This window comes from Alphaproteobacteria bacterium US3C007, assembly GCA_034423775.1.
Taxonomy (GTDB): Bacteria; Pseudomonadota; Alphaproteobacteria; order Rhodobacterales; family Rhodobacteraceae; genus Thalassovivens; species Thalassovivens spotae.
The window spans coordinates 2,370,404-2,392,765 of record CP139918.1 but is presented as its reverse complement, the minus strand read 5'-3'; the positions used below and the strand labels follow the sequence as shown (position 1 = coordinate 2,392,765).

Here is a 22,362-nt window from a genome sequence, read left to right as displayed (position 1 = left end):
TGCGGCGGCTATAGATTTTCCGGTTGTGGCATTCCAAGTACGTGAAATCCGCCATCGACGCGTATGATTTCGCCCGTTGTGCAGGCGCCCGCCTCCGAAGCCAGATACACCGCCGTACCGCCCACCGCTTCTAAAGTTGCGTTAGAGCCAAGCGGGGCATTACCATCGGTGAATTTATAGGTTTTGCGCGCCCCACCAATCGCGGCACCAGCCAAGGTCTTCATCGGGCCGGGTGATATCGCGTTCACCCGAATACCATCCGGGCCCAGATCATTCGCGAGATATCGCGTGCTGGCTTCCAGCGCGGCTTTGGCCACGCCCATCACGTTATAAAATGGCGTGACGCGATTAGAACCTTGATAGGTCAAGGTCAGCAAAGAACCGCCTTTGTCCTGCATCAGCGGATGCGCCCGCCGGGCCACTTCGATAAAGGAATATGCCGAAATATCCAACGAATTCTTAAAATTTTCGCGCGAAGTGTTGATAAACCGGCCCGTTAATTCGTTTTTGTCGGAAAAGGCAATGGCATGCACCAAGAAATCAAGCTGGCCCCAACGCGCTTCAATTGCGGCAAAGGCGCGATCCAGCGAGTGATCATCGGTCACATCAACATCCACCATGAAATCGCTACCAACGCTTGCGGCAAGTGGCGCGAGGCGCTTGCCAAAGCCCTCTCCTTGATAGGTAAAGCCTAGCTCTGCGCCCGCATCTGCCATCGCTTTGGCAATGCCCCAAGCGATCGAGCGCTCATTGGCAACGCCCATGATCAGGCCTCGTTTTCCCTTTAGCAAATCTGACATTTCATCACCCGTGATATTTGCTCATGATCATTGATCCATTGGTGCCACCAAACCCAAAAGAATTGGTCATCACCGAATCCAGCTCCGCATTTTCGACCAGATCAGTTACGATTTCGCCCGCATGGATCGCGGGATCTAAGCGATCCACATTGATCGATGGGATTAAGAAATCATGTTCTAAGGCCAATAAACAATAAATCGCCTCTTGCGCGCCCGTGGCGCCTTGGCTGTGGCCTGTCATCGATTTGGTAGATGAAATAGGGGGCGTGCTGCCTTCGTCGAAAACCCGGCGCACCGCTTCAACTTCCCCCACATCACCAACCGGGGTTGAGGTGCCATGGGCGTTGATATAGCCGATGGCGCGGCCTTGAGGCAAAGTGTCAAGCGCCATCCGCATGGCCCGCTCACCGCCCTCGCCCGAGGGGGCAACCATGTCATGACCATCTGATGTTGCGCCATATCCAGTAATTTCGGCATAGATCTTTGCACCGCGGGCTTTGGCATGACGGAGCTCTTCTAAAACCAGCATTCCGCCGCCGCCGCCGATCACGAAGCCATCGCGATCCGCATCAAAGGCCCGCGACGCTTTTTCAGGCGTGTCATTATATTTGCTCGACATCGCGCCCATCGCGTCAAACAAGCAAGAGAGGGTCCAATCCAGCTCTTCCCCGCCGCCTGCAAACATCACATCTTGCTTGCCAAGCATGATTTGCTCGGAAGCATTACCAATACAATGCAGCGAAGTTGAACACGCAGATGTAATCGAATAATTCACCCCTTTGATCTTAAACGCCGTCGACAGATTAGCAGAAATCGTGGATGACATGCATTTGGGCACGGCAAATGGACCGATCCGTTTTGGGGCTCCAGAGTTCAACACCACCTGATGCGCCGTGAGCATTGCGCTGGTCGAGGGGCCGCCGGACCCGGCCACCAATCCGACGCGCGGATGCGAGATTTCCTCAAGGGTCAACCCCGCATCTTCAATGGCTTGCTGCATCGCAATATAGGCATAGGCAGCGCCGCGCCCCATAAAACGCAGGGTTCGCTTATCAACATGATCCGCAACATCCAACTTGACATCGCCAGCAATTTGGCTGCGAAACCCATGCTCTTGCATCGCTGCATTTGCCGTGATCCCGGATGTTCCAGCTTTCAGGCTGGCCAGCACCTCTTGGGTGTTATTGCCGATAGACGACACAACGCCCATGCCGGTCACCACAACTCTGCGCATCGATATTCTCCTTAAGTTTTCAAAATGACATCAAGTTTCGGACAAGGCGACTTTCATGTCTTTGACCTGATAGATGACTTCCCCGTCGGCTTCAACGCGTCCGTCAGCCACGCCCATCGTCAAGCGCCGCGTCTGAATGGCTTTTGAAAATGAAACAAAATATTTCAGCATTTTACGATCTGGCCGCACCATCCCGGTTAGTTTCACTTCGCCCACGCCCAAGGCATATCCGCGCCCCTGCCATCCGCGCCAGCCCAGATTGAACCCGGTGAGTTGCCACAACCCATCCAGACCTAGGCAGCCAGGCATAATCGGGTTTTTCGGAAAATGGCAGTCAAAAAACCATAAGTCCGGCTTAATATCAAACTCTGCCACTACATGGCCTTTACCATACTCTCCGCCATCTTCAGAGATGTCGGTGATCCGATCCATCATCAACATCGGAGGCTCAGGCAATTGCGCGTTGCCTTCGCCAAACAACTCGCCCCGCGCACATTTCAGCAGATCATCACGATCAAACTGGGTTGGGAAATTCGCCATACTGACCCTCAATATTTTTGTTATTTTGAGACCTATGTAGCATTGCGACAAACCGGCTTGCAAGTCTTGGCACCAAACATCGCGCTGCGCAGAATTAAAAACATTGAACTTCGTGCCAGAAGCACCATATACTGGGCGCTAATGATCGGGTGAAACGATGACAACAGCCTCTTACAACAGGGCCAGCGGATGGCTCGCCTCAGCAGGACTGCGACCAACTCGGCAGCGTATGGCGCTGGCGGACGTGCTTGTGGGGGATGGTGGCCACCGCCATGTGACTGCCGAAAGCTTGTTTGAGCAGGTAAAAGATGCCGGCGACAAAGTGTCCCTTGCAACGGTTTACAATACGCTGGGCGCGTTTTGCGATGCGGGCTTGATGCAAGAAATCACGGTAGATGGATCAAAAAGCTACTTTGACACGAACACCCATGAACATCCACATTTCTTTTGGGAAGACACGGCAACCTTATCCGATGCCCCCGCAGAGCAGCTGCAAATCTCGCAATTGCCAAACGCACCAGATGGCGCTGAAATCGTTTCGGTCGATGTGGTGATACGTTTGCGCAAAAAAACCATACTCAAACCGTAAAAGAGCTGTGATGCGTGCAATGGCCTATAGCAGGTTCGGGCCTGCGCCCAACGTTCTTGCGCTGAACACCCTAGTGTCCACCCCGCCAGCAGATGGAGAAGTGCGGGTCAAACTGGCTTATTCGGGCGTCAACCCTTCAGATGTGAAAGCCCGTGCCGGCGCCAGACCAGGAGTGGTGAAACCCGCCTTCGATCTGATTACGCCGCATTCTGACGGCGCGGGCATTATCACAGATCTCGGCGCAGGCGTCAGCAAAGAGCGGTTGGGAGAGCGGGTTTGGATTTGGAACGGCCAATGGGCGCGGGCCCATGGCACTGCGGCTGAGTATATCACGCTTCCGGCAACACAGGCGGTGGCGCTGCCCGAAGGGATCAGTTTGCAAACCGGCGCAGTCTTAGGAATTCCTGGCCTTACCGCAGCGCATTGCGTGCTTGGCGGCGGCGCTGTGGCCGGAAAAACCCTGTTGATTTCCGGTGCAGGCGGCACGGTTGGACATCTTGCCGTTCAACTGGCGAAAGCCGGCGGTGCCCGCGTTATCGCAACGGCTTCACCGCCCCATTTTGAGCGCGTTTTGGCCGCCGGCGCGGATCATGTGTTTGATTATAAGGCCCCCGATCTTGATCTAGAAATCAAAGCGTTATGCAGCGCAGGCATTGATCGCGCCATAGAGCTTGAATTCGGGCTGAATGCACCGCTTTTGGCCGATGTTATGCGGCCCGAAGGCGTCATCTCAGTTTATGGATCTGCGCTGGATATGAATCCCAGCTTGCCCTTTGGTCAATTTTTATTCAAAGCCCTTAAAATTGATATCGCTCTCATATACATTCTAAATGAAACCGATCGTCAAAACGCGATAGACAGCTTGCATAAAGCCTTAATCGCAGGGGATTTACTGCCTCAAATTGATCAGATCTATCCTTTGGAAGACTGTGCATCGGCGCATCAGCACGTTGAACGCGGTGGCCGGCGCGGCGCGGTACTGTTGGAAATTAAATAACAAAAAAGCTGCCCCCCCCTTTCGTCGGCACTGCTCTTATGAGCAATGAAGCGCTGCGCCGAGTATCCAGCCGGCTATAAAGATCAAACTGAAATAGGTTTTGGGCTTTTCAGACAGCGCCGCGCATGCCAGTTTGTTGCGAGTATAAGGATCCCAACATGCCCATCACAACCTGTGTTTTCGATGCCTATGGCACTTTATTTGACGTCGCCGCCGCCGCCCGGCTTGCCGCGCAAGAAGGCCATGACACCGCCTTAGCAGATCAATGGCAAAAGCTTGCGGAAATCTGGCGCGACAAACAGCTGCAATACACTTGGCTAAGAGCAATCACGCAGGAACATTGTGATTTTTGGCAGGTCACGCAAGATGGGCTTGATTTTGCCCTCGAAGCCCTATCGCTTGATAAAAATGATGCGCGACGCGAACGACTTTTACAGCTTTATTGGGAATTACAAGCCTATGACGAAGTGCCCGATATGCTGTTTCGCCTAAAGGAAATGGGGATGAAAACGGCCATTTTATCAAATGGATCCCCTGCTATGCTCGACGCAGCTGTGGCTTCCGCAGGATTGGGCGGATATCTCGACGCTATTTTATCGGTTGAACGCGTTGGCGTTTTCAAACCAAACAGCCGCGTCTACGATCTGGTTGGGCAACATTTCAACTGCGTTTCACAAGAGGTTTTATTCGTCTCGGCAAATGGCTGGGATGCCGCAGGTGCCACCGGATACGGATTTGAAACAGCCTGGGTCAATCGAAACAATATTCCGCTGGATCGGCTTCCCCACAGGCCAAAGCATAGGCTGAATACATTGCATTCTTTGCCAAAACTGGCGCAAAGCTGATGCCACGTTTTATCAGCTCAGATGGTCTGTCGCTTTTTTACAGCGATACAGGCCATGGTCGGCCTTTACTTTGCCTGTCCGGCCTAACGCGCAATTTAGATGATTTTGATTTTGTCAGCCCGCATCTGTCGATGTTTCGGCTGATTAAGCTCGATTATCGAGGTCGAGGCCGTTCAGATTGGGCGGCAGATTACAAAACTTACATGGTGCCGCGCGAAGCTGCGGATGCGCTTGAACTGCTCGACCATTTGAAAATTGATAAAACCGCAATTCTGGGAACATCACGGGGTGGTATTATTGCGATGTATCTTGCCCATATCGCCAAAGACCGCCTCAGGGCCGTGGCGCTCAACGATATTGGTCCAGAATTGCAGCCAAATGGCTTGAACGATATTCTTGCCTATTTGGGCCGCCCGCCCGCCGCAAAAACGCTGAAAGACGCAGCCCGGATGCGTGCAGCCCACAGCCCGGGGTTTGAGCATGTGCCTATAGAACGCTGGCGCGCCGAAGCGGCCAATCTTTACGCAGAAACCCCGCTTGGATTGGACCTTCGCTATGATTCAAAGCTGCGCGATGCAGTGATTGAGCAACAAGCCGCAATGCCCAACCCCGACCTTTGGCCCCTTTTTAAGGCTTTAGACGGTCTGCCTTTGGCTTTAATTCATGGTGTGAATTCAGATCTTCTAAGCGCAGCAGCGGTAGAAAAAATGCAGGCATATCGGCCCGATATGATTTTGGCTAAAGTCCCGAACCGAGGGCATATTCCCTTTCTAGATGAACCCCAAGCGCTGGACGCGTTGCACAAATGGAGCAAGTTGATAGAAAATGGACCTTGATCTTATCAAAGCTGCCGCGGGGCGCCTGCGTGGCCATGCGCGCGAAACGCCGTTGCTCAACTCACCCTTTTTAGATGAGATCGCCGGCCGCCCCATCTGGGTAAAAGCTGAATGTTTACAGCATACTGGCAGCTTCAAATATCGGGGCGCATTTGCGGCCATTTCGGCTTTAAGCGAGACCCAACGGCGCAAGGGCGTATTGGCGTTTTCTTCGGGTAACCACGCCCAAGGCGTGGCCCTCGCCGCGAAACAGCACGATACTTCCGCCTTGATCATAATGCCCGAGGATGCGCCACGAATTAAGATCAACAATACAAAAGCCTTGGGCGCTGAAGTGCAGCTTTACGATCGACATAAGGAAAGCCGCGAAGCGATTGGCGCCACTTTGTCCGATCAACGCGGGTTGACCTTGATCAAACCTTATGATGAGCCGCAGGTCATCGCGGGCCAAGGCACGACCGGGCTGGAAATTGCCGATCAATGCGCCGCTTTAAACATAGAGCGCGCCGATGTTCTTGTGTGTTGTGGCGGTGGCGGGCTGACCAGCGGTATCGCAATTGCACTGGCATATGCCGCGCCGCAGATGCAGGTCTTTCCCGTAGAGCCCGAAGGTTTTGATGATACCGCGCGCTCGTTGGCAACTGGCACGCATCAGCATAATGCGCCGGAGGCGCGCGGCATTTGTGATGCTATTGTAACCCCGACGCCGGGCGATCTTACATTTCCAATTTTGCAGCAATATTGCAGCCGAGGGCTTGTTGTCTCTGAAAGACAGGCGCTGGAAGCGATGGCGTTGGCCTATGCGCGTTTGAAAATTATTCTCGAGCCAGGCGGAGCAGTTGCTTTGGCAGCAGCATTATTCAACGCCCCGGAACGCGCGCAGCACCCCGTGATTGCCGTGGCCTCAGGGGGCAATGTTGATACGGAAATGTTCCAAAACGCGTTGCGCCACGCGCCCAGCAGCTAAGCAAGGTAAAAACCAACTGCAGTGCCCTGCGGATATTGAATGATCCAATCAGGAATGTTAGCCCATAATTCAAGCGCTTAAAAAAGAAAAAGCCGGCGCGAGGGGAGTGATGTTGGATGCGTTATGCTGATCTCGAACACATAAAGCTGCATTACCGCGAAGATGGTGATCCAAAAGGGCCGGCTTTGGTCTTTTCAAATTCGCTTGGCACAGATTTACGGCTTTGGGATCCTATTCTGCCTTATCTTCCGAAAGATTTCAGGATTATCCGATATGACAAGCGCGGCCACGGACTGTCCGAATGCCCCTCTGGCCCCTATAGCATGGGCGCGTTAATCCGCGATGCAGAAGCGCTGTTAGACCATTTAAACGTTTCAAATTGCGTTTTTATAGGCCTGTCTATCGGCGGCATGATCGCACAAGGATTGGCCGCCAAGCGTTTGGATCTGGTGCATGCTTTGGTGTTATCAAATACGGGTGCAAAAATCGGAACATCGCAACTGTGGCAGGGCCGTATAAAAGCGGTTGAGCAAGGCGGGATTGAAGCGCTTGAGAGCGCCATTATGGAGCGGTGGTTCAGCGCCGAATTTCGCGCGACACCACAATTGGATTTATGGCGTAATATGCTGATCCGCCAGCCACGTGAGGGCTATATAGGATGCAGCGCGGCGATTGCGGGCAGCGATTTTCTGGCCCCTACTTCTGGCTTGCGATTGCCCTGTCTTGGCATAGCGGGCAGCGAGGATGGCTCAACGCCGCCTGATTTAGTGCGCGAAACAATAAGCTTAATCCCCGGCGCGCAATTTCAGCTGATCAAAAAAGCGGGCCATCTTCCCTGCGTTGAGCAGCCTGAAGTTTATGCCAAAATACTGCTCAAGTTTTTGCAAGATGTTGGCTATGCAACCGATAATTAACCCAACGATACAAGCTTGGCTTGCCTTTCAACGCGGCGCAGAAGGCCCATTGGTGCAACACGCGTTAAACCGCGTGAATAAAAAAAGCGATGCCCTTTCATCGCAGCGCATAAAAAAACCGCACGGCACAGGTTCACCAAAAGTGTCAAAGCATGAGTGAACCCCCCGCAAGCAGCGTAAAAGTCACGCGCCCTACGATTGTATTTCTGGTGATGACAGTGGTGCTAGATTCGATGGGCATTGGCATTATTATCCCCGTTACACCGGCGCTGCTCACCGATGTTCTTCCCGGTGCCAGCCTTGCAGAGGCGGCGATATGGGGGGGGCTTCTGGCATCAATTTACGCTGCGATGCAATTTGTTTTCGGGCCCATTTTGGGATCTTTATCGGATCAGATCGGCCGCAAGCCAATTTTACTTGTCTCGCTTTTGGTGATGGCGTTTTATTATCTGGCCATGGGCTTTGCGCAAACCATTTGGCTGTTATTTGTCGCTCGCATTATTGGGGGGATCACATCCGCCACGCAGCCAACTGCCTCGGCCTATATGGCAGATATTTCAAAGCCCTCGGAAAAAGCAGCGCGGTTTGGCCTGCTGGGCGCGGGGTTTGGTATGGGCTTCGTACTGGGCCCGGTTTTGGGCGGATTCTTAGGCGAATGGGGACCGCGCGCGCCGTTTTTTGCTGCGGCGGCTTTAGCCGCCTTGAACGCGGTGATGGGGATTATCATCCTACCTGAAAGCGTGACGGATAATATACGCAGCAATTTTAATTGGCGGCGGGCCAACCCATTTGGAGCTTTGAAAACCGTCGCGGCCTTTCCGGGCTTGCGTCTATTCTTAACGGTCACCCTTCTTTACGGGATTGCCACCTCAGTTTATGCTGCAATATGGCCGTTTTTCACGGTCGAGCGATTTGACTGGTCGCCCGGCATGATCGGTGTTTCCCTAACGATCTACGGCGTGTTTTTTGCGATCGTTCAAGGCGGGTTGGTGCGCCCTGCCATTGCAAGATTTGGCGAGACAAAAACGGTGATCATCGGGTTTTGCTTTGAACTTTTGGCGATGATCATGCTGGCTTTGGTAACCAATGGCATTTTATTGCTGTTTTTAATCCCCGTTGCATCGCTTGGGGTTATCGGCCAGCCTGCCCTGCAAGCGATTATGTCTCAAGCGACTCCGAATGATACGCAAGGCACGCTTCAAGGCGTTTTGGGCAGCTTACATTCTGTTTCAATGGTGATCACGCCTTTGACGATGACATTCGTTTTTTCAGTCTTTACCGCACCTACGGCACCGTTCTATTTCCCTGGGGCTCCGTTTATCTGCTCGGCGATTTTAATAGGCCTGTGCCTGATTATCTTTCTACGCCGCAGCGCGCAAACTGTTCCGCCCCGTACTGCCGGCGAATAAAAAGGTAAATTCCGCCTTGCACCTGCCAGAAAGCTTGACACACTGCGACAAAAGGGGAGATTTCAATGCCACCTGTTAAAGCCGCTATTTGCCATGAATTCGGAACAGATTTAACGCTTGAAACGATCGAGCTGCGCGCGCCCGTGAAGGGGGAAATAGAAGTTACATTGGGCGCTGTGGCGATCTGTCATTCTGATATATCATATATTGACGGAGCTTGGGGGGGGACGCTGCCGGCGGTCTATGGGCATGAGGCGGCGGGCATTGTTTCGGGTTTGGGGGATGGCATATCAGGCTTTGCCATTGGCGATCATGTTGTCGTAACGCTGATCCGAGCCTGTGGGCATTGTGGGAATTGCAGCACCGGGGCGCCCACAGTTTGCGAAACCCGGTATGATGGCGATCATGGCCCGATCAAAACAGCCAAGGGCGGTAAGCTACATCAAGGCATGGCCTGCGGCGCATTTGCTGAAAAAGTAGTGATAGATCAAAGCCAAGCCGTAAAAATCGCAGATAATTTAGCGTTTGATGTGGCCGCGTTATTAAGCTGTGGGGTGATCACCGGAATTGGTGCGGTGGTCAATGCGGCGCAGTTACGCCCCGGCCAAGATGCCGTGATCATTGGCGCCGGCGGGGTCGGCCTGAATGCGATTCAAGGGGCGAAATTGGCTGGCGCGCGCCGCATCGTTGCCGTTGATATGAACCCAGAAAAATTGGACATCGCGCGTGAATTTGGCGCAACTGATGTGGTATTGGCCAGCGAGGCAAAGCCCTGGCAAAGCGTTAAAAAGGCGCTAGGACGGGGCGTCGATGCGGTCTTTGTGACTGTGGGCATCGGCGCAGTTTATGACACGGCGGCCCGTTATCTTGCCTATGGCGGCAAAGTGATCATGGTCGGCATGCCACAAAATGGCGATAGCTCAACCTTTGAACCGGTGAAAATGGCGGCTGTCAACCAAGGCATGATCGGCTCAAAAATGGGCAATGTGGTGATCCGTCGTGACATACCGTGGATGGTCGATCTATACCATCAAGGCCGCTTAAAGCTTGACGAATTGATCTCTGGGCGATTTCGCTTTGAGCAGATCAATGAGGCCATCGCTGACACCAAAACCGGCGCAGCGCGGCGCAATGTGATTGTCTTTGATATTGAGGGCTGAAGATGAAGCTTACCGATCTTGATATTATCGTCACCGCGCCGCCAGCCCCGGGATGGGGGGGGCGCTATTGGATTTTGATCAAGCTTACCACCGATACGGGCTTGGTCGGCTGGGGGGAATCCTATGCCTCGAGCGTGGGCCCGACTGCCATGCAGGCCGTCATTCAAGATGTTTTTGAACGGCATTTTTTTAATCAGAACCCCGAAAACATTGAAGCTTTGTTTCGAAAAACCTATTCTTCAGGCTTCACTCAACGCCCCGATCTAACTGTCATGGGGGCGTTTTCGGGTTTGGAAATCGCCTGTTGGGATATTTTAGGCAAACAACGTGATCGCCCCGTCTGGGCCTTATTGGGGGGCTTGGTTAATAAAAAACTGCGCGCTTATAGCTATCTTTACCCGTTACAGCACCATCCAGAGGATGCCTTTTGGTGCGATGCCGATATGGCTGCCGAAAGCGCTGCGGCTTTGGTAGATCGCGGTTATACCGCCGTTAAATTTGACCCCGCCGGCCCCTATACCCAGTTTGGGGGGCATATGCCTTCACAATCTGACATATCCCGGTCTGTTGCGTTTTGTGAAAAAATTCGCGCCGCTGTTGGGGATAAGGCAGATTTGTTGTTTGGAACGCATGGTCAATTTTCCACCGCGGGGGCAATTCAACTGGGAAAGGCCTTAGAAAGGTTTTCACCCATGTGGTTTGAAGAGCCTATTCCACCCGACAATCTGCTTGAATTTGCAAAAGTTGCAGCGGCGCTGCACATACCGATCGCAACCGGAGAACGGCTGACCACAAAGGCCGAATTTGCCACCCTGCTCAGAACCGCAGGCGCTGCCATCATGCAACCGGCGCTGGGGCGCGCTGGGGGTATTTGGGAAATGAAAAAAATGGCAGCTATTGCCGAAACCTTCAACGCTCAGGTCGCGCCCCATCTTTACGCAGGCCCGATTGAATGGGCCGCGAATATTCACTTGGGCGTTTCCATTCCAAATTTCTTGATCGCTGAAACGATCGAAACCGAGTTTCATAAATCCTTGATTTCATCCAGCATCATTGTCGAAAACGGATATATTGCAGCGCCATCCCAATCTGGCTTGGGGATCGAGGTGAATGAAAACTTGGCGCGGGCGCACCCCTATACCGGTACCAAGCTGCATCTGGAAATGAGCCCTTTGCCCAATGCCTATCGGAGTCAGTGACTGCGCATAGGCGCGGCGACTCCTTGGGGCGGGGCTATGACCACAGTGCTCCAAAGCGCATCAAGGCGTTTTATCTGCTTAATATCAAAGCGCTCCAACTCTTCCCAATAACGCCCGGACTTGACATAATAGGCCAGCTCTTGCTCGCGGGCGAGCGCATGCGCTTTTTGCACTTTATCAATCTTAAAGGGTTTCGGACGCGGCTCTGATAGGCTGCGCCGGGGTGCGATCAAACGGCTTGTCTCTTTTGACAGGTTGCTGATTTCACAGCCCTGCGCAAGCGCAAGCGCATAAAGCCGCGCGGCTTTTGCCTCAAGCGAGATCAGCGTGATATCCTCGCGCAAAGGGTCGGCCGTACCGGTGCCATAGAAATGCGTCTTGCTGGTTTTGGGATAAGACATATCACATCCCAAAAAAACGATTTCCCGCGGGTTGTAATGTCCCAAAACCCAATAGGCGGTGGTGAATGCCATGGTTGCACCAGCATAAACAAACCCACCATATTGATTTTGTACAGGAACAAACTCAGCCTCGCCAATCAAGCGTTGCCGTGGCTTTAAATTTGTCGGCTGCCGCTCGGGCGGGAAATCATAGGGAAAGACAAGGTCATCCCAATCCGGGCGCACCTGCCACGCGTTGTTGATCACCACAAGCTTATCAAACGGGTGCTCCGGCCAGTCTCTTGCCGCCATCACATTTGGACCAGAGCCAAGAATCCCAACAGACGGGCGGTGTTCTTCTAACATTACAAAGCCCCTCTATCCGCTACCATTCGCGTAACCAGCTCAGGCGCAACGCCTTTTTATCAAGCCCCATAAAAGCCCATTTCAAAAGCAATTCAGCGCTGGCCGCTGCTCTATACGCGGCTCCACGTATTGGCAAATCCGCCCAGCACAGCCGTAATCTCGCCATCGCTGGCCTCGCTGGCAACGCATGCGATCAATCCAAGTTGCTTATCATCTCGCACCTCAACCACCGAAGCCTGTAGGCCCGCATCACTCAACGCTGCATTAAAGGTTCGTGTGATCGCGCGCTTGCGCAGATCAGGTTTAAAGACTTTGCCCACAGCAGTTTTTGGAAGCTCGTCCAAAATCTCAACATATTTTGGATGCGCGGCCCGCTCTGGCACATGCTCTTCGCAAAATGCCTTCAATTCATCGGGCGTCACCTCACCATCGGCCACCAATTCAACATACACGCAGGGCAATTCCCCTGAATGCGCATCAGGTTGTCCAATCGCTCCTGCAAAGGCAACGCTGGCATGGCCCAAAAGCGCTTCTTCAATTTGCGCAGGATCTATATTATGCCCCCCACGTATAATCAGATCTTTGGCGCGGCCTGTAATCCACAGATATCCATCCTCGTCCAAGCGACCCAGATCACCAGTTCTTAAAAACGTATCTTCGTAATAAAGATCTACGTTCTTCGCCGCTTCGGTATAGGTATTGCCAGGCCACACCCCGGGGTTGGAAACGCAAATTTCACCAATTTCATTGGCCGCACATTCGACCAACTCACCTGCGCTGGAATTCACGATTTTAACAGTTGTATACGGCAAGCGCACCCCAACTGATCCAACCTTTTTTAGGCCATCGGTGGGGTTACAAGAAACCAGAGCGGTAACCTCGGTCAAGCCATACCCCTCAATTATGTTTACATTGCTTGCGCTTTCAAATCGTTTAAACAGTTCTAAAGGCAAGGGCGACGACCCAGAAAATGCATTTTTTACCGTTGATATATCTGCATCGACTGGACGCTGCATCAAGGCGGCTGCCGCTGTTGGAACCGTAATTATATATGTGATCTTCCAACGCTCGACCAATTTCCAAAAATTATCAAATACGCCCTCACCGCGATACCCCGCCGGCGTTGGGAAAATGACATGTGCACCGGAATGAAGTGCTGACATCAAAATTATATGACAGGCAAAGACATGAAATAAAGGCAGTGGACAAATGACGTTATCATCCACCGTGAAGCTTAACACACCTCCGAGCCAGCCATTATAAATCATCCCCGAATAGGTATGCTGCGCAACTTTGGGCATGCCCGTGGTGCCACCCGTGTGAAACAGCGCCGCCACTCGGTCTTTTTGAATATCTTCGAAAGTTAAGGTTGTGGCATGCTGCGATAGTTTTTCGTTAAAATCCATCACCTCAGCATTATGCGAGATGGGGTTTTTGGGTCGAAGCAACGGCACCAACCATTTTTTAGGAGGCGTCAAATAGCGGTTGAGATCAATTTCTAACACCGTTTTCACATTCGGTGCCTGTGCAACAGCCGCGGCTGTTTTTTGCCCAACATCGGTTTTGGGAAACGCCTTCAGGGTCACCACAACTTTGGCATTGGTTTCGCGCAAAATTGAAGAAATTTGATCTACATTCAGCAAGGGGTTGATCGGGTTTACCACCCCCGCCACGGCCCCGCCCAAAATGGTAAGCGCAGTTTCATTACAATTGGGCAATACAAAGGCCACCACATCTTCAGGCCCAACACCCAGGGCCCTGAACATATTTGCCGCCTGCGCGGTTTTCTGCTGCAAGCTACGCCAGTTCAGGGTTTCCGCTTTATCCTGCGGGCCCGATAGCAACTGATAGCTGATCGCCGGGCGCTCGGGAAATTTATCAGCGGTTTCGCTCAACAGACCGAAGAGCGTTTTGGCCACATCTCTTTGTTCCCAAGACATTTCTTTTTCAAGCGCCAGTGTGTCTTCGATCGAAGCAAAGCCCATAAAATTCTCCCAATTTTATATATTTTTATCCCAGACAACCTTGCGGGAAGCGCGCTGGTTTTTCAAGAACTATAAGCTTTATACCTCAGTTTCTAAAACTGCCCCATCGGTAAATTGCAATTTTGCAAGCCTGGCGTAAAGCCCCCCTTGGCCCACCAGATCGTCATGCGTGCCGGTTGCAACCACGCCGCCTTGATCCAATACAAGAATGCGGTCTGCTTTCTTCACGGTAGCCAAACGATGCGCCACAATCAGGGTCGTGCGGTCGCGGGCCAATTCATCCACCGCCAATTGCACTGCCCGTTCGCTTTCCGCATCCAGCGCGCTTGTGGCTTCATCCAGCAAAAGCACAGGGGCATCGCGTAAAATTGCACGCGCAATCGCAATCCGTTGCTTTTGCCCACCCGAAAGCAAAACCCCGCGCTCTCCCACATAAGTGTCAAAACCTTGCGGTAATTTTTTTATAAACTCGGCTGCAGCAGCGGCTTGAGCAGCTTTCAAAACCTCTTCATCGGTAGCATCTGGGCGACCAAATCGAATATTATCGCGCACCGAGGCGGCAAAAATAACAGGGTCTTGCGGCACCACGGCCATACGCTTGCGAAATGCGCTGCGGGTCAAATCGCTTAGGTTGATACCATCGAATAAGATCGCCCCATTTTGTGGATCAAAAAAGCGCAGTAGCAATTGAATAATGGTCGACTTCCCGGCCCCAGAGGGGCCTACAAGCGCCACCGTTTCGCCCGGTTCCACCTCAAACGAGATATCCTTTAAAATCTGCGTTTCCGGCCGCATTGGATAGCGAAAAGAGACGTTTTGAAAACTTAATTTGCCCTTCGCATTCGCCGGAAGCGCCGTTGGAGACACAGGGTCCAACACGTGATCCTGCGATGACAAAAGCTCGACAAGTCGCTCTGTTGCGCCAGCGGCGCGCTGCAACTCGCTCCAAATCTCAGAAAGCGCGGCAACTGATCCCGCCACCATGATCGCGTAGATCAAAAACTGGATCAACGTGCCAGGGCTGATCAGATCGCTTCTTACGTCGCGGGCCCCAATCCACAAAACGCCGACGACTCCCGAAAATACCAGAAAAATGACAATCATCGTCATTAAAGCGCGCGTATTCACTCTTTGAATTGCAACCAAATAACTTTTTTCGGTGACATCCGCGAAATCGGCTTGGGTTTGCGCTTCATGGGTAAAGGCTTGAACAGTTTGTACGGCGCCAAGCGATTCCGACGCGGTGCCCGAGCTGGCGGCGATCCAATCTTGATTGAGCTTGCTGAAGCGGCGCACACGCCGGCCAAGCGTTAAAATCGGAATGACCACGGCAGGCACGATCAACAACACCAACCCCGTCAGCTTCACCGAGGTGAGAAACATCAACGCCAAACCCCCGATAAAGATCAGCAAATTGCGCAAAGCGATTGAAATCGATGAGCCTAAGACCGATAGGATTAGGGTCGTATCGGTTGTGATGCGGCTCAGCACCTCTCCGGTAAGTATGTTGTCAAAAAAAGACGGGCTCATCATGATCACGCGATCAAAGACTGCCCGCCGGATATCTGCCACAACCCGCTCGCCAAGGCGCGTGACCAAGGAATAGCGCAGCGCGGTTCCCAAGGCCAAAAGGGCCGCGATGCCAAGCGCCGCCGCAAAATATTTATCCAATGTGGAATCGTCTGGAATACCGAAATTATCCACCACCCGACGCACTGCCAGTGGCAAGGTTAACGACACGCCTGCGGTCAGAATAAGCGCCAGAAATGCAGCGCCCATCAAAGCTTTATAGGGCAACAGAAAAGGTAATAAACCCTGCAATGCTGACAGTTTTTTTGATTTAGAGCGTTCTGTTTCGGCGAATTGGGGCGCGGTCTCTGCTGCCATGTGGTGGTATCCTAAAGTTGCTTGAGCCTTGTAAAGCCGTAAGGCTGGGATAAGGTCAAGCAAAACTAAAGCCAGCGCGGCTGTAACTGCATTTTCTTCCAATCTTGGACCCGGCTACCCCATGAGCCCAAAGCGCCTAAGCGCTGTGGTCACCACACCCCAAAACTATCAAAGACGACATGCGCCTCGTTGAACTCTGACAGATCAAGCCCGCTTAGAAGAATGCCACGCCCGGCAAAATCGATCCAAAGATCCTGATCATGCGCTTGCATATTCAGGTTTTCAAACCCCGCTTGAGCGGCTTTGCCATTGCGGGTCAGAAAGCAAAGCTGGTCAAAATTTGGATCAAAATCCTTTACAATATCAACCTCATTGCCCGATGGGGGTGCGAAAACAAAGCAATCTCGACCAGCGCCGCCAACAAGATAATCCTGCCCTTCGCCCCCAAAAAGAATATCTTCTCCCGCGCCGCCAAACAAACGATCATAACCAGACCCACCTGATAAAAGATCATCTCCGCCGCCTGCTAATAAAATATCGTGCCCGCTCAAGCCCAGCAATGCATCAGCGCCCTCATTGCCGGCCACCGTAACGCCGGAATGGGCCCCGACCAAAGGCAGCTGATGCGCAGGGGTTACGGGCGTGTCCCAGTTGGAGCTTAACGAAAAGACCTCAAAAACGGCTTGCATAAACGAAGCGCCGCTTGCTTCTGCCTCAAGCGCCGATAAAATCTTGGGCAAAGCTGCAGCCTCTGAAGATGGTAGCGGAAACACGGTATCCGGCTGCGGCGCCGCAAGCGTCACGCCGGGCTTTAACGCCGGATCCGCGGGTGCGGGCTCACTGATGAGCCTTTCAGCCAATTCAACCTCAAAATGTGATGCAAACTGAACGTCGATGCTTTGAAGATCGGCGCGCTCTAAGATCTGCCCTGCTACGGTCTTTAATGTAAGGGTTTCATCCCCATGACTGAGCCGCGCGCCATCAACCAGCGCGTCAAAATCCAGTTGATCTACGCTGTACAGCTCTGGCCAAAATGATAAATCTAATTGATCTGCCCAAGGATCAAAATCGACGATCACGTCATGCGCGGCGTCTGCCCTCATCACGAAGCGGTCAGCACCCGCCCCCCCCGATAATGACTGGGTATGAGCTGCATCAATCAAAATATCTGCGCCCGCGCCGCCGTAAAGATATCGATCATTGGCGCTGGCAATCAAAAGATTATGATCCTGATCCCCCTGAATGCCCTCTAATTTTCGCTGCCCCAGTTCAAGTTGAAAAAGGCCAATACCCGCTTGATCAGAGGACCGGCTTAACAACAGAATCTCAGACCCATTTTGCACAAACTCCAAGTGCGAAACCGCCCCAATCGCCCCGCCCTCGGCGGAGGAAAGGAATGTGCGCTGATGTAACAGAAGACCATCGGGCAAAAGCTCAAACACGCTGAGCCCGTTATCTGCCCCCGACACCGCAACGAAGCCGCGCCCATCAAATTCGGTATAACTCAGCGCTGATGGATTAGAAAACCGCATGATATGATCATCCAACAGGTGATCCACGGGGCGTAAGTGACCATTTTCGGCCACCCGCATGACGGTGACAGAATTTGTACCCTGCGCGGCCACTATCAAAAACCGCGCCCCGTTTAACGAGGCGGCTTCAACTTGCGTGATCCCGGCAATCGGCAAAGATTGCTTGGCACCAATATCTTGTAAGAATGATACGTCTTGGCCCGCTGCGACATGAAAGCTGGAAAGGCCTGCCTCAACCCCTGAGGCAGCATAAATATAATATCCTGAATCGCTGCGAATGGCAGCAAGGTCAACCAGCTTGTCTAAATAGTGGTGGTTTTGATCAGGAAGTGATGCCCAAACCGGGTTTTTATTCTGGCGCGGTTCATCCAATAAAGCAAACCCATGTCCGGCGCGGGATCCAAGTGCAAACTGACTGGCATTATCTTCACCCAATTGAAGAATATGCGCACTTTGATTGAATTGCCCGCTCCCAAGGTTATGCCAAAAAAAGCTATTTGAAACACCAGAGCCGCCGTCATGCCGCTGACTGGCGGCCTGCAAATATGCCTCATCTATCCTGTACTGAATGCCTGCGGCGTTAAACTCATGATAGTTCTCTGATTTTAACGCCGTTATTACGCCCGTTTCAGAGGCCCCGTTTTGCAGCGAAAACACAAATTCTTTGGCGTCTTGAAAATCCAACGCGTGCAAATTGCCTTTAACCGGGTCAGCCCAAAATCCAATCGGCCGTTGATCCGGTTCAAATTGCGTTGCCCCAAACGCACCCTTCCAGTGAATATCAATCAACTCCCTACCCCCAAGCGTCCCCACGCATGGCTGTCAGGCTGGAGAAAACCCCCGCAAAAAGGCTTAATGAAACACGGCAGTATTGCGGCACTTGCAAAAAATTAAATTTAACTTGTTACAGCTTCGCGCAAGATGGTGCAGATATCGGGTAGCCAGTAGCGTTTGAAAACCGCCCTCGATATAATATATTATGGTTCTGAATTTCAAAAATCTGAAACGCACGCGGCGCGTGAACGCTGCAAAATGCGGGTGCATTTCGAAAAGCCGAGGGCGGCCCAATCTGCAACTCCGGCTTAAAAGGCCAACCCGCCTGTCAGATTCCATTGCTGCCAAAAAGGGCCAACATGCAATAACCGATTAAGCCTTGGTTAAGGATGCGGGCCGCGCAGAGAGAAGGATTTAACCCGTTATCTGGCACTTTAAGCGTTGATGCTCCTTATTGACTGGCTGAAGTATGTTTGAACACTCGCCCCGCCTGACCCTCCCTTATATACAACCCGCACAAGCCCAAAAACACGTAACGCATAATCAAGCCATTCGCCAAATTGACGGATTAATCCACATGAGCGTCGTTTCGGATGCGCTCAGCATGCCGCCCACAGAGCAGAAAGAGGGTACGTGTTATCTGGTGCCCCCAAACGCCCAAGATGGCTGGCAAGGCTGGGCGCATCACGTCGCGATCTGGCAAGATGCCGCCTGGATGTTCTTGACGCCCAAAACCGGTTGGCGGCTCTTTGTTTCGGATCAGAAAAAACTGATGGTTTATCACGGGTCCGCATGGGTCGTTTTGGCAGATGCCAATCCGCATCACTCCCTTGAAGCGCTTTCGATCCAAGCCACGACCACCGCAACCCAAAGGCTTGCAGTACAGTCACACACAATTCTTTGGACCAGCATCAGCCAAAGCGATGACGCGACAGGAGGTATTGTTCATGTCCTGAACAAAAATGCCGCATTGCAAGATAACGGATTGGTGTTTCAAAATAATTACAAGCCGCATCTGAGCATGGGGTGTTTTGGCTCAAATGATTTTAAGATCAGCCGTATAGATGAGGCGGGGGCGCATCAAGACAGCCTGACCCTTGATAGCCAGAGCGGAATTTTATCAAGCCCCACATTGCCGCGCTTTAACGCCGTGCTGAATTACGACTATCCGCTCAAGGAGAATGTTTGGCAACGCGTCCCCGTTAACGAAAGCAAATATAATGACCAGCTATGTTTTGATGCCGAGGCAAATCAATTTCGCGCACCCAGCGCTGGAACCTATTTCTTTTCAGCCAATGTGTTCTTGAACAACACGGATGCGGTTGAACAAAGTTGCCAGATCAGATTTGACTGTCCGCTTGAGGGGGAAAGAGCCTCCTCATTGCGCGTATTATCCGATCTTAAAAGCCACTCATCCGCAACGCTTTCAACCCAAAGCCTCGCGTCTCTGGAAGAAGGTGATACCGTCGCGCTTCAGGCGCAATGCGCGCAAACAGGCGCAACTCTGCTTGCTGGCGCAACTGGGTTCTTGGGCTTTAAAATCGGATAAACCAGCAGGACTGGGCTTTTCATTCGGTCCAACGCGGCTCGATTTCAACAAGATCTTCTTCGTTTTGATCCGTTGATTTCAACAATTCCGGTAAGGAAGTCCGCACGGAATACCAGCGCGCAGGCACCGCACGATCTTTGGAGATATAAGATCGCAGCATCGGACCGTCGCAAAAATACAATTCCATTTCCACCTCAAGCAACACATCCAACCAATAATCCTGACGTAAAATCGTGAAGTCGCCTTGTTCATTTTTTTGATCAAACAGATATTGAATCTGATCAAGACAGCGCAAGCTGCTCTCATAGTTTTTTTCTGCGATCAGCAACGGGTAAAAGGGAAGTTGTTGGGCAACAATTTCGCGCAGGCTTGGCTCTTCAACCGGCTCTTGTATCTCTTCTTGCCAAGGCGCAATGACGCTCTCTTGGCCCGCGTTTGCGGGCTGCTGTGTTTGACCAAACAATTCGCTCAAAAAGCCGCCTTGCTGCGCAGACACAGGTTGGGCGCATAAGAGTCCAACCAATATAATCCGTTTTAAGCGTCTCACTTGGGCATTCCGTGTCTTTACCACTTCTCTGAACGCTACATCTAAAGCAAGGCGCTGCTAACGACCAGCCAGAAATCGTCTATTCGTTGCGTAAATTCTCAAAACACATTGGTTGTTATGATCCTGCAGAAAAGCCTCACCAAAGGCGCTCTCAGCTTCTTGCGCGTAAAAGCCTAGCGCCAAAAACGTTGGTTTTAAATTTTGCACCCTCTCATTTTGCGCTATACTTACCTTCTAAAATTGTCACTTTTTAAAGGCCGCTCTCCCTATGACTGAATTTTCCCAAAAGATCTGCGTGGCATGCCAACCGGATGCCGCCCCTGCCAGCGCTGCAGAACTGGCTGACTTTTTGGCCAAGAGCCCAAATTGGGCGCTGACCCATCGCGATAGTGTTAAACGCATCGAGCGCAGCTATAACTTCAAGAACTTTCAAGACGCGCTCATCTTTACGAATGCGGTGGGTGAGGTGGCCGAACAAGAGGGCCATCATCCCAGCATTCAAACCGAATGGGGCAAAGTGACCGTTATCTGGTGGAGCCATAAGATTGCAAATTTACATTTTAACGATCTGATTTTGGCCGCACGCTGCGATACACGCTACGATCTTCAGATGGCAGAACAGCCCGGTTAAACCGTCAGAGGCACCCAATCCCCAGCGCGGGCGTTGATGTATATAAAAGGGACTCTTTGCTTAAATTGAACAGTCCTCATTTTACGATTTTTATGCTATGGATCTTAAAAGGAGGAGAAAATATGTCAAACGAGCAGGGAAATTTAAAAGGCGCTGGGATCTCAATGATCATCATCATTGCAATTATGGTGGTTTTTCCACTTGTGGTAAATCTCATCACGACTTCCTATTGATGGATCTGTGAAACAGCCAGATAAGGCCCAAGGCTGAAACGCAACCGTGATCGACGATCGATTGGGCAAGAAGCGGCGAGAGCGCTTCAAATGCGCCATTGCAGCGATAAAAACGGATTAGAGGCCGCGCAGAGGCGCCCTTGCTTTCACAATCTTAAGTATTACGTTTTTGGCTGACGGCGCGACAGGGCCTCAACAGCGCAACCGCGCCCGGGCGCGCCACGGCACCACCGAAAGAGCACAGCGGGATGAGAAAGGCACAGCGTGTACGCAGTAAAACTGGTCTTTAATATAATAAGCCTAGCCTTGAACGCGGCTATTTTTGTTTTGATTGCTCTGCCCATTATCGACCGCAGCGGTTTTTTAAGGGTTGACTGGCGGCCAGAGCTGACCTTTGCGGCAGAGCTGGCGCTGGCGCCTGCAATCAAAAGCCAGGCCAGTGCACCGCCGGCCCAATTCGATCGACGCATTTCTCTCCCCATTGCGCAATTGGACGCGCCCCAACTGGGTCAATATCAAACGGTCGCCTCTCATACCAGCGAAGCTTCTTCCCTGCGCCGTCTGCTTGATAAGGCCCAGCAACCAGCGCAGCGCTGGGTTTCCGTTGAAGATCAAACTGACACCGCTTTCGTGCAAGCCGAGCGCCATAAACCACCCTGCCCAACCTCAAAATTTGCGCCCTGGAGCGATTGTTTTGGCCGTTTTGAATTGCCCTGGGGGGCGATTTATCAAGGCGTTTGGCAGCAGGACCAATTTAACGGCATAGGCAAATTATTATTGGAAAACGGAGAATTATTTCAGGGCTATTTTAAAAATAACCGCCGCCACGGGCTGGGGGTTTTGTTCAAGCAAGATGGCAGCCGCGTAAGCGGCACGTGGCAACATGGAGGATTGCTAAATTGAGCGCTTTACCAAAGCTGGCACTCCAGGCTATCCTGTGCATCCGGTTAGTGAACTAGGCCTCAAACGGGGCCTCAAATGCCGTTTG

General features: G+C 52.1%; 20 protein-coding genes. 12 read left to right on the top strand and 8 right to left on the bottom strand.

What is annotated here, in order from left to right; all coding sequences use genetic code 11:
• Positions 1 to 8 precede the first annotated feature (8 nt).
• The 3 genes from UM181_11425 to fabA are packed head-to-tail and all read right to left on the bottom strand — an operon-like array spanning position 9 to position 2,574.
• Positions 9 to 800: an enoyl-ACP reductase gene (locus UM181_11425; protein WQC61941.1), complete on the bottom strand. Its 792-nt coding sequence runs from the start codon at positions 798 to 800 to the stop codon at positions 9 to 11.
• 4 nt (positions 801 to 804) lie between these two features.
• Complete coding sequence (gene fabB / locus UM181_11420) at positions 805 to 2,034, bottom strand: beta-ketoacyl-ACP synthase I (protein ID WQC61940.1); 1,230 nt, start codon at positions 2,032 to 2,034, stop codon at positions 805 to 807.
• A 30-nt stretch (positions 2,035 to 2,064) separates the two neighbouring features.
• Positions 2,065 to 2,574, bottom strand: coding sequence for a bifunctional 3-hydroxydecanoyl-ACP dehydratase/trans-2-decenoyl-ACP isomerase (gene fabA, locus UM181_11415; GenBank protein WQC61939.1), 510 nt, complete (start codon positions 2,572 to 2,574; stop codon positions 2,065 to 2,067).
• Positions 2,575 to 2,731: 157 nt separating this feature from the next.
• On the opposite strand from fabA, the gene UM181_11410 reads away from it, so the two are divergent.
• From UM181_11410 to UM181_11370, 9 genes are all read left to right on the top strand, one after another.
• Positions 2,732 to 3,163 (top strand): Fur family transcriptional regulator, encoded by a 432-nt coding sequence (locus UM181_11410; protein ID WQC61938.1) that lies wholly within the window; start codon positions 2,732 to 2,734, stop codon positions 3,161 to 3,163.
• A gap of 10 nt (positions 3,164 to 3,173) precedes the next feature.
• Complete coding sequence (locus tag UM181_11405; GenBank protein ID WQC61937.1) at positions 3,174 to 4,160, top strand: NADPH:quinone reductase; 987 nt, start codon at positions 3,174 to 3,176, stop codon at positions 4,158 to 4,160.
• 158 nt (positions 4,161 to 4,318) lie between these two features.
• The gene (locus UM181_11400) at positions 4,319 to 5,005 is read left to right on the top strand and encodes a haloacid dehalogenase type II (protein ID WQC61936.1); all 687 of its coding nucleotides are present in this window, start codon (positions 4,319 to 4,321) and stop codon (positions 5,003 to 5,005) included.
• On the top strand, positions 5,005 to 5,841 hold the full coding sequence (locus UM181_11395) for an alpha/beta hydrolase (GenBank protein ID WQC61935.1): 837 nt from the start codon (positions 5,005 to 5,007) through the stop codon (positions 5,839 to 5,841). The genes UM181_11400 and UM181_11395 overlap by 1 nt, the downstream gene beginning before the upstream one ends.
• Positions 5,831 to 6,808, top strand: coding sequence for a threonine/serine dehydratase (locus UM181_11390; GenBank protein WQC61934.1), 978 nt, complete (start codon positions 5,831 to 5,833; stop codon positions 6,806 to 6,808). The genes UM181_11395 and UM181_11390 overlap by 11 nt, the downstream gene beginning before the upstream one ends.
• Positions 6,809 to 6,924: 116 nt before the next feature.
• Positions 6,925 to 7,722, top strand: coding sequence for a 3-oxoadipate enol-lactonase (gene pcaD, locus UM181_11385; GenBank protein ID WQC61933.1), 798 nt, complete (start codon positions 6,925 to 6,927; stop codon positions 7,720 to 7,722).
• 152 nt (positions 7,723 to 7,874) lie between these two features.
• The gene (locus UM181_11380) at positions 7,875 to 9,131 is read left to right on the top strand and encodes a TCR/Tet family MFS transporter (GenBank protein WQC61932.1); all 1,257 of its coding nucleotides are present in this window, start codon (positions 7,875 to 7,877) and stop codon (positions 9,129 to 9,131) included.
• Positions 9,132 to 9,196: 65 nt separating this feature from the next.
• Positions 9,197 to 10,291: a Zn-dependent alcohol dehydrogenase gene (locus tag UM181_11375; GenBank protein ID WQC61931.1), complete on the top strand. Its 1,095-nt coding sequence runs from the start codon at positions 9,197 to 9,199 to the stop codon at positions 10,289 to 10,291.
• Between the two features lie 2 nt (positions 10,292 to 10,293).
• Positions 10,294 to 11,490, top strand: a complete 1,197-nt coding sequence (locus UM181_11370; GenBank protein WQC61930.1) for a mandelate racemase/muconate lactonizing enzyme family protein — start codon at positions 10,294 to 10,296, stop codon at positions 11,488 to 11,490.
• Here UM181_11370 and UM181_11365 read toward each other — a convergent pair.
• The 4 genes from UM181_11365 to UM181_11350 form a co-directional block, all read right to left on the bottom strand.
• A complete protein-coding gene (locus UM181_11365; protein WQC61929.1) occupies positions 11,484 to 12,236 on the bottom strand; it encodes a hypothetical protein in 753 nt (250 codons plus the stop codon). The two genes, UM181_11370 and UM181_11365, sit on opposite strands and share 7 nt — an antisense overlap.
• 110 nt (positions 12,237 to 12,346) lie before the next feature.
• On the bottom strand, positions 12,347 to 14,221 hold the full coding sequence (locus tag UM181_11360; protein WQC61928.1) for an acyl-CoA synthetase: 1,875 nt from the start codon (positions 14,219 to 14,221) through the stop codon (positions 12,347 to 12,349).
• 78 nt (positions 14,222 to 14,299) lie between these two features.
• Positions 14,300 to 16,108 (bottom strand): ABC transporter transmembrane domain-containing protein, encoded by a 1,809-nt coding sequence (locus UM181_11355; GenBank protein WQC61927.1) that lies wholly within the window; start codon positions 16,106 to 16,108, stop codon positions 14,300 to 14,302.
• Positions 16,109 to 16,257: 149 nt separating this feature from the next.
• Positions 16,258 to 18,429 (bottom strand): hypothetical protein, encoded by a 2,172-nt coding sequence (locus UM181_11350; GenBank protein ID WQC61926.1) that lies wholly within the window; start codon positions 18,427 to 18,429, stop codon positions 16,258 to 16,260.
• Between the two features lie 454 nt (positions 18,430 to 18,883).
• Between UM181_11350 and UM181_11345 the strand changes: the two genes are divergently transcribed.
• Positions 18,884 to 19,963 (top strand): DUF2793 domain-containing protein, encoded by a 1,080-nt coding sequence (locus UM181_11345; GenBank protein WQC61925.1) that lies wholly within the window; start codon positions 18,884 to 18,886, stop codon positions 19,961 to 19,963.
• 19 nt (positions 19,964 to 19,982) lie between these two features.
• Here UM181_11345 and UM181_11340 read toward each other — a convergent pair whose 3' ends face one another.
• Positions 19,983 to 20,510 (bottom strand): hypothetical protein, encoded by a 528-nt coding sequence (locus UM181_11340; protein ID WQC61924.1) that lies wholly within the window; start codon positions 20,508 to 20,510, stop codon positions 19,983 to 19,985.
• Between the two features lie 268 nt (positions 20,511 to 20,778).
• Here UM181_11340 and UM181_11335 point away from each other — a divergent pair, with 268 nt between their 5' ends.
• A complete protein-coding gene (locus tag UM181_11335; GenBank protein WQC61923.1) occupies positions 20,779 to 21,141 on the top strand; it encodes a 4a-hydroxytetrahydrobiopterin dehydratase in 363 nt (120 codons plus the stop codon).
• 539 nt (positions 21,142 to 21,680) lie between these two features.
• Positions 21,681 to 22,277, top strand: a complete 597-nt coding sequence (locus UM181_11330) for a hypothetical protein (protein ID WQC61922.1) — start codon at positions 21,681 to 21,683, stop codon at positions 22,275 to 22,277.
• Positions 22,278 to 22,362 lie beyond the last annotated feature (85 nt).

Excerpts from the sequence above, each read along its gene's own strand:
- UM181_11395 (WQC61935.1), top strand. The coding sequence starts at position 5,005 with ATGCCACGTTTTATCAGCTCAGATGGTCTGTCGCTTTTTTACAGCGAT.
- UM181_11410 (WQC61938.1), top strand. The coding sequence starts at position 2,732 with ATGACAACAGCCTCTTACAACAGGGCCAGCGGATGGCTCGCCTCAGCA.
- UM181_11345 (WQC61925.1), top strand. The coding sequence starts at position 18,884 with ATGTTTGAACACTCGCCCCGCCTGACCCTCCCTTATATACAACCCGCA.
- UM181_11370 (WQC61930.1), top strand. The coding sequence starts at position 10,294 with ATGAAGCTTACCGATCTTGATATTATCGTCACCGCGCCGCCAGCCCCG.
- UM181_11400 (WQC61936.1), top strand. The coding sequence starts at position 4,319 with ATGCCCATCACAACCTGTGTTTTCGATGCCTATGGCACTTTATTTGAC.
- UM181_11405 (WQC61937.1), top strand. The coding sequence starts at position 3,174 with ATGCGTGCAATGGCCTATAGCAGGTTCGGGCCTGCGCCCAACGTTCTT.
- UM181_11365 (WQC61929.1), bottom strand. The coding sequence starts at position 12,236 with ATGTTAGAAGAACACCGCCCGTCTGTTGGGATTCTTGGCTCTGGTCCA.
- UM181_11360 (WQC61928.1), bottom strand. The coding sequence starts at position 14,221 with ATGGGCTTTGCTTCGATCGAAGACACACTGGCGCTTGAAAAAGAAATG.
- UM181_11425 (WQC61941.1), bottom strand. The coding sequence starts at position 800 with ATGTCAGATTTGCTAAAGGGAAAACGAGGCCTGATCATGGGCGTTGCC.
- fabB (WQC61940.1), bottom strand. The coding sequence starts at position 2,034 with ATGCGCAGAGTTGTGGTGACCGGCATGGGCGTTGTGTCGTCTATCGGC.
- UM181_11375 (WQC61931.1), top strand. The coding sequence starts at position 9,197 with ATGCCACCTGTTAAAGCCGCTATTTGCCATGAATTCGGAACAGATTTA.
- pcaD (WQC61933.1), top strand. The coding sequence starts at position 6,925 with ATGCGTTATGCTGATCTCGAACACATAAAGCTGCATTACCGCGAAGAT.
- UM181_11380 (WQC61932.1), top strand. The coding sequence starts at position 7,875 with ATGAGTGAACCCCCCGCAAGCAGCGTAAAAGTCACGCGCCCTACGATT.
- UM181_11335 (WQC61923.1), top strand. The coding sequence starts at position 20,779 with ATGACTGAATTTTCCCAAAAGATCTGCGTGGCATGCCAACCGGATGCC.
- UM181_11390 (WQC61934.1), top strand. The coding sequence starts at position 5,831 with ATGGACCTTGATCTTATCAAAGCTGCCGCGGGGCGCCTGCGTGGCCAT.
- UM181_11355 (WQC61927.1), bottom strand. The coding sequence starts at position 16,108 with ATGGCAGCAGAGACCGCGCCCCAATTCGCCGAAACAGAACGCTCTAAA.
- fabA (WQC61939.1), bottom strand. The coding sequence starts at position 2,574 with ATGGCGAATTTCCCAACCCAGTTTGATCGTGATGATCTGCTGAAATGT.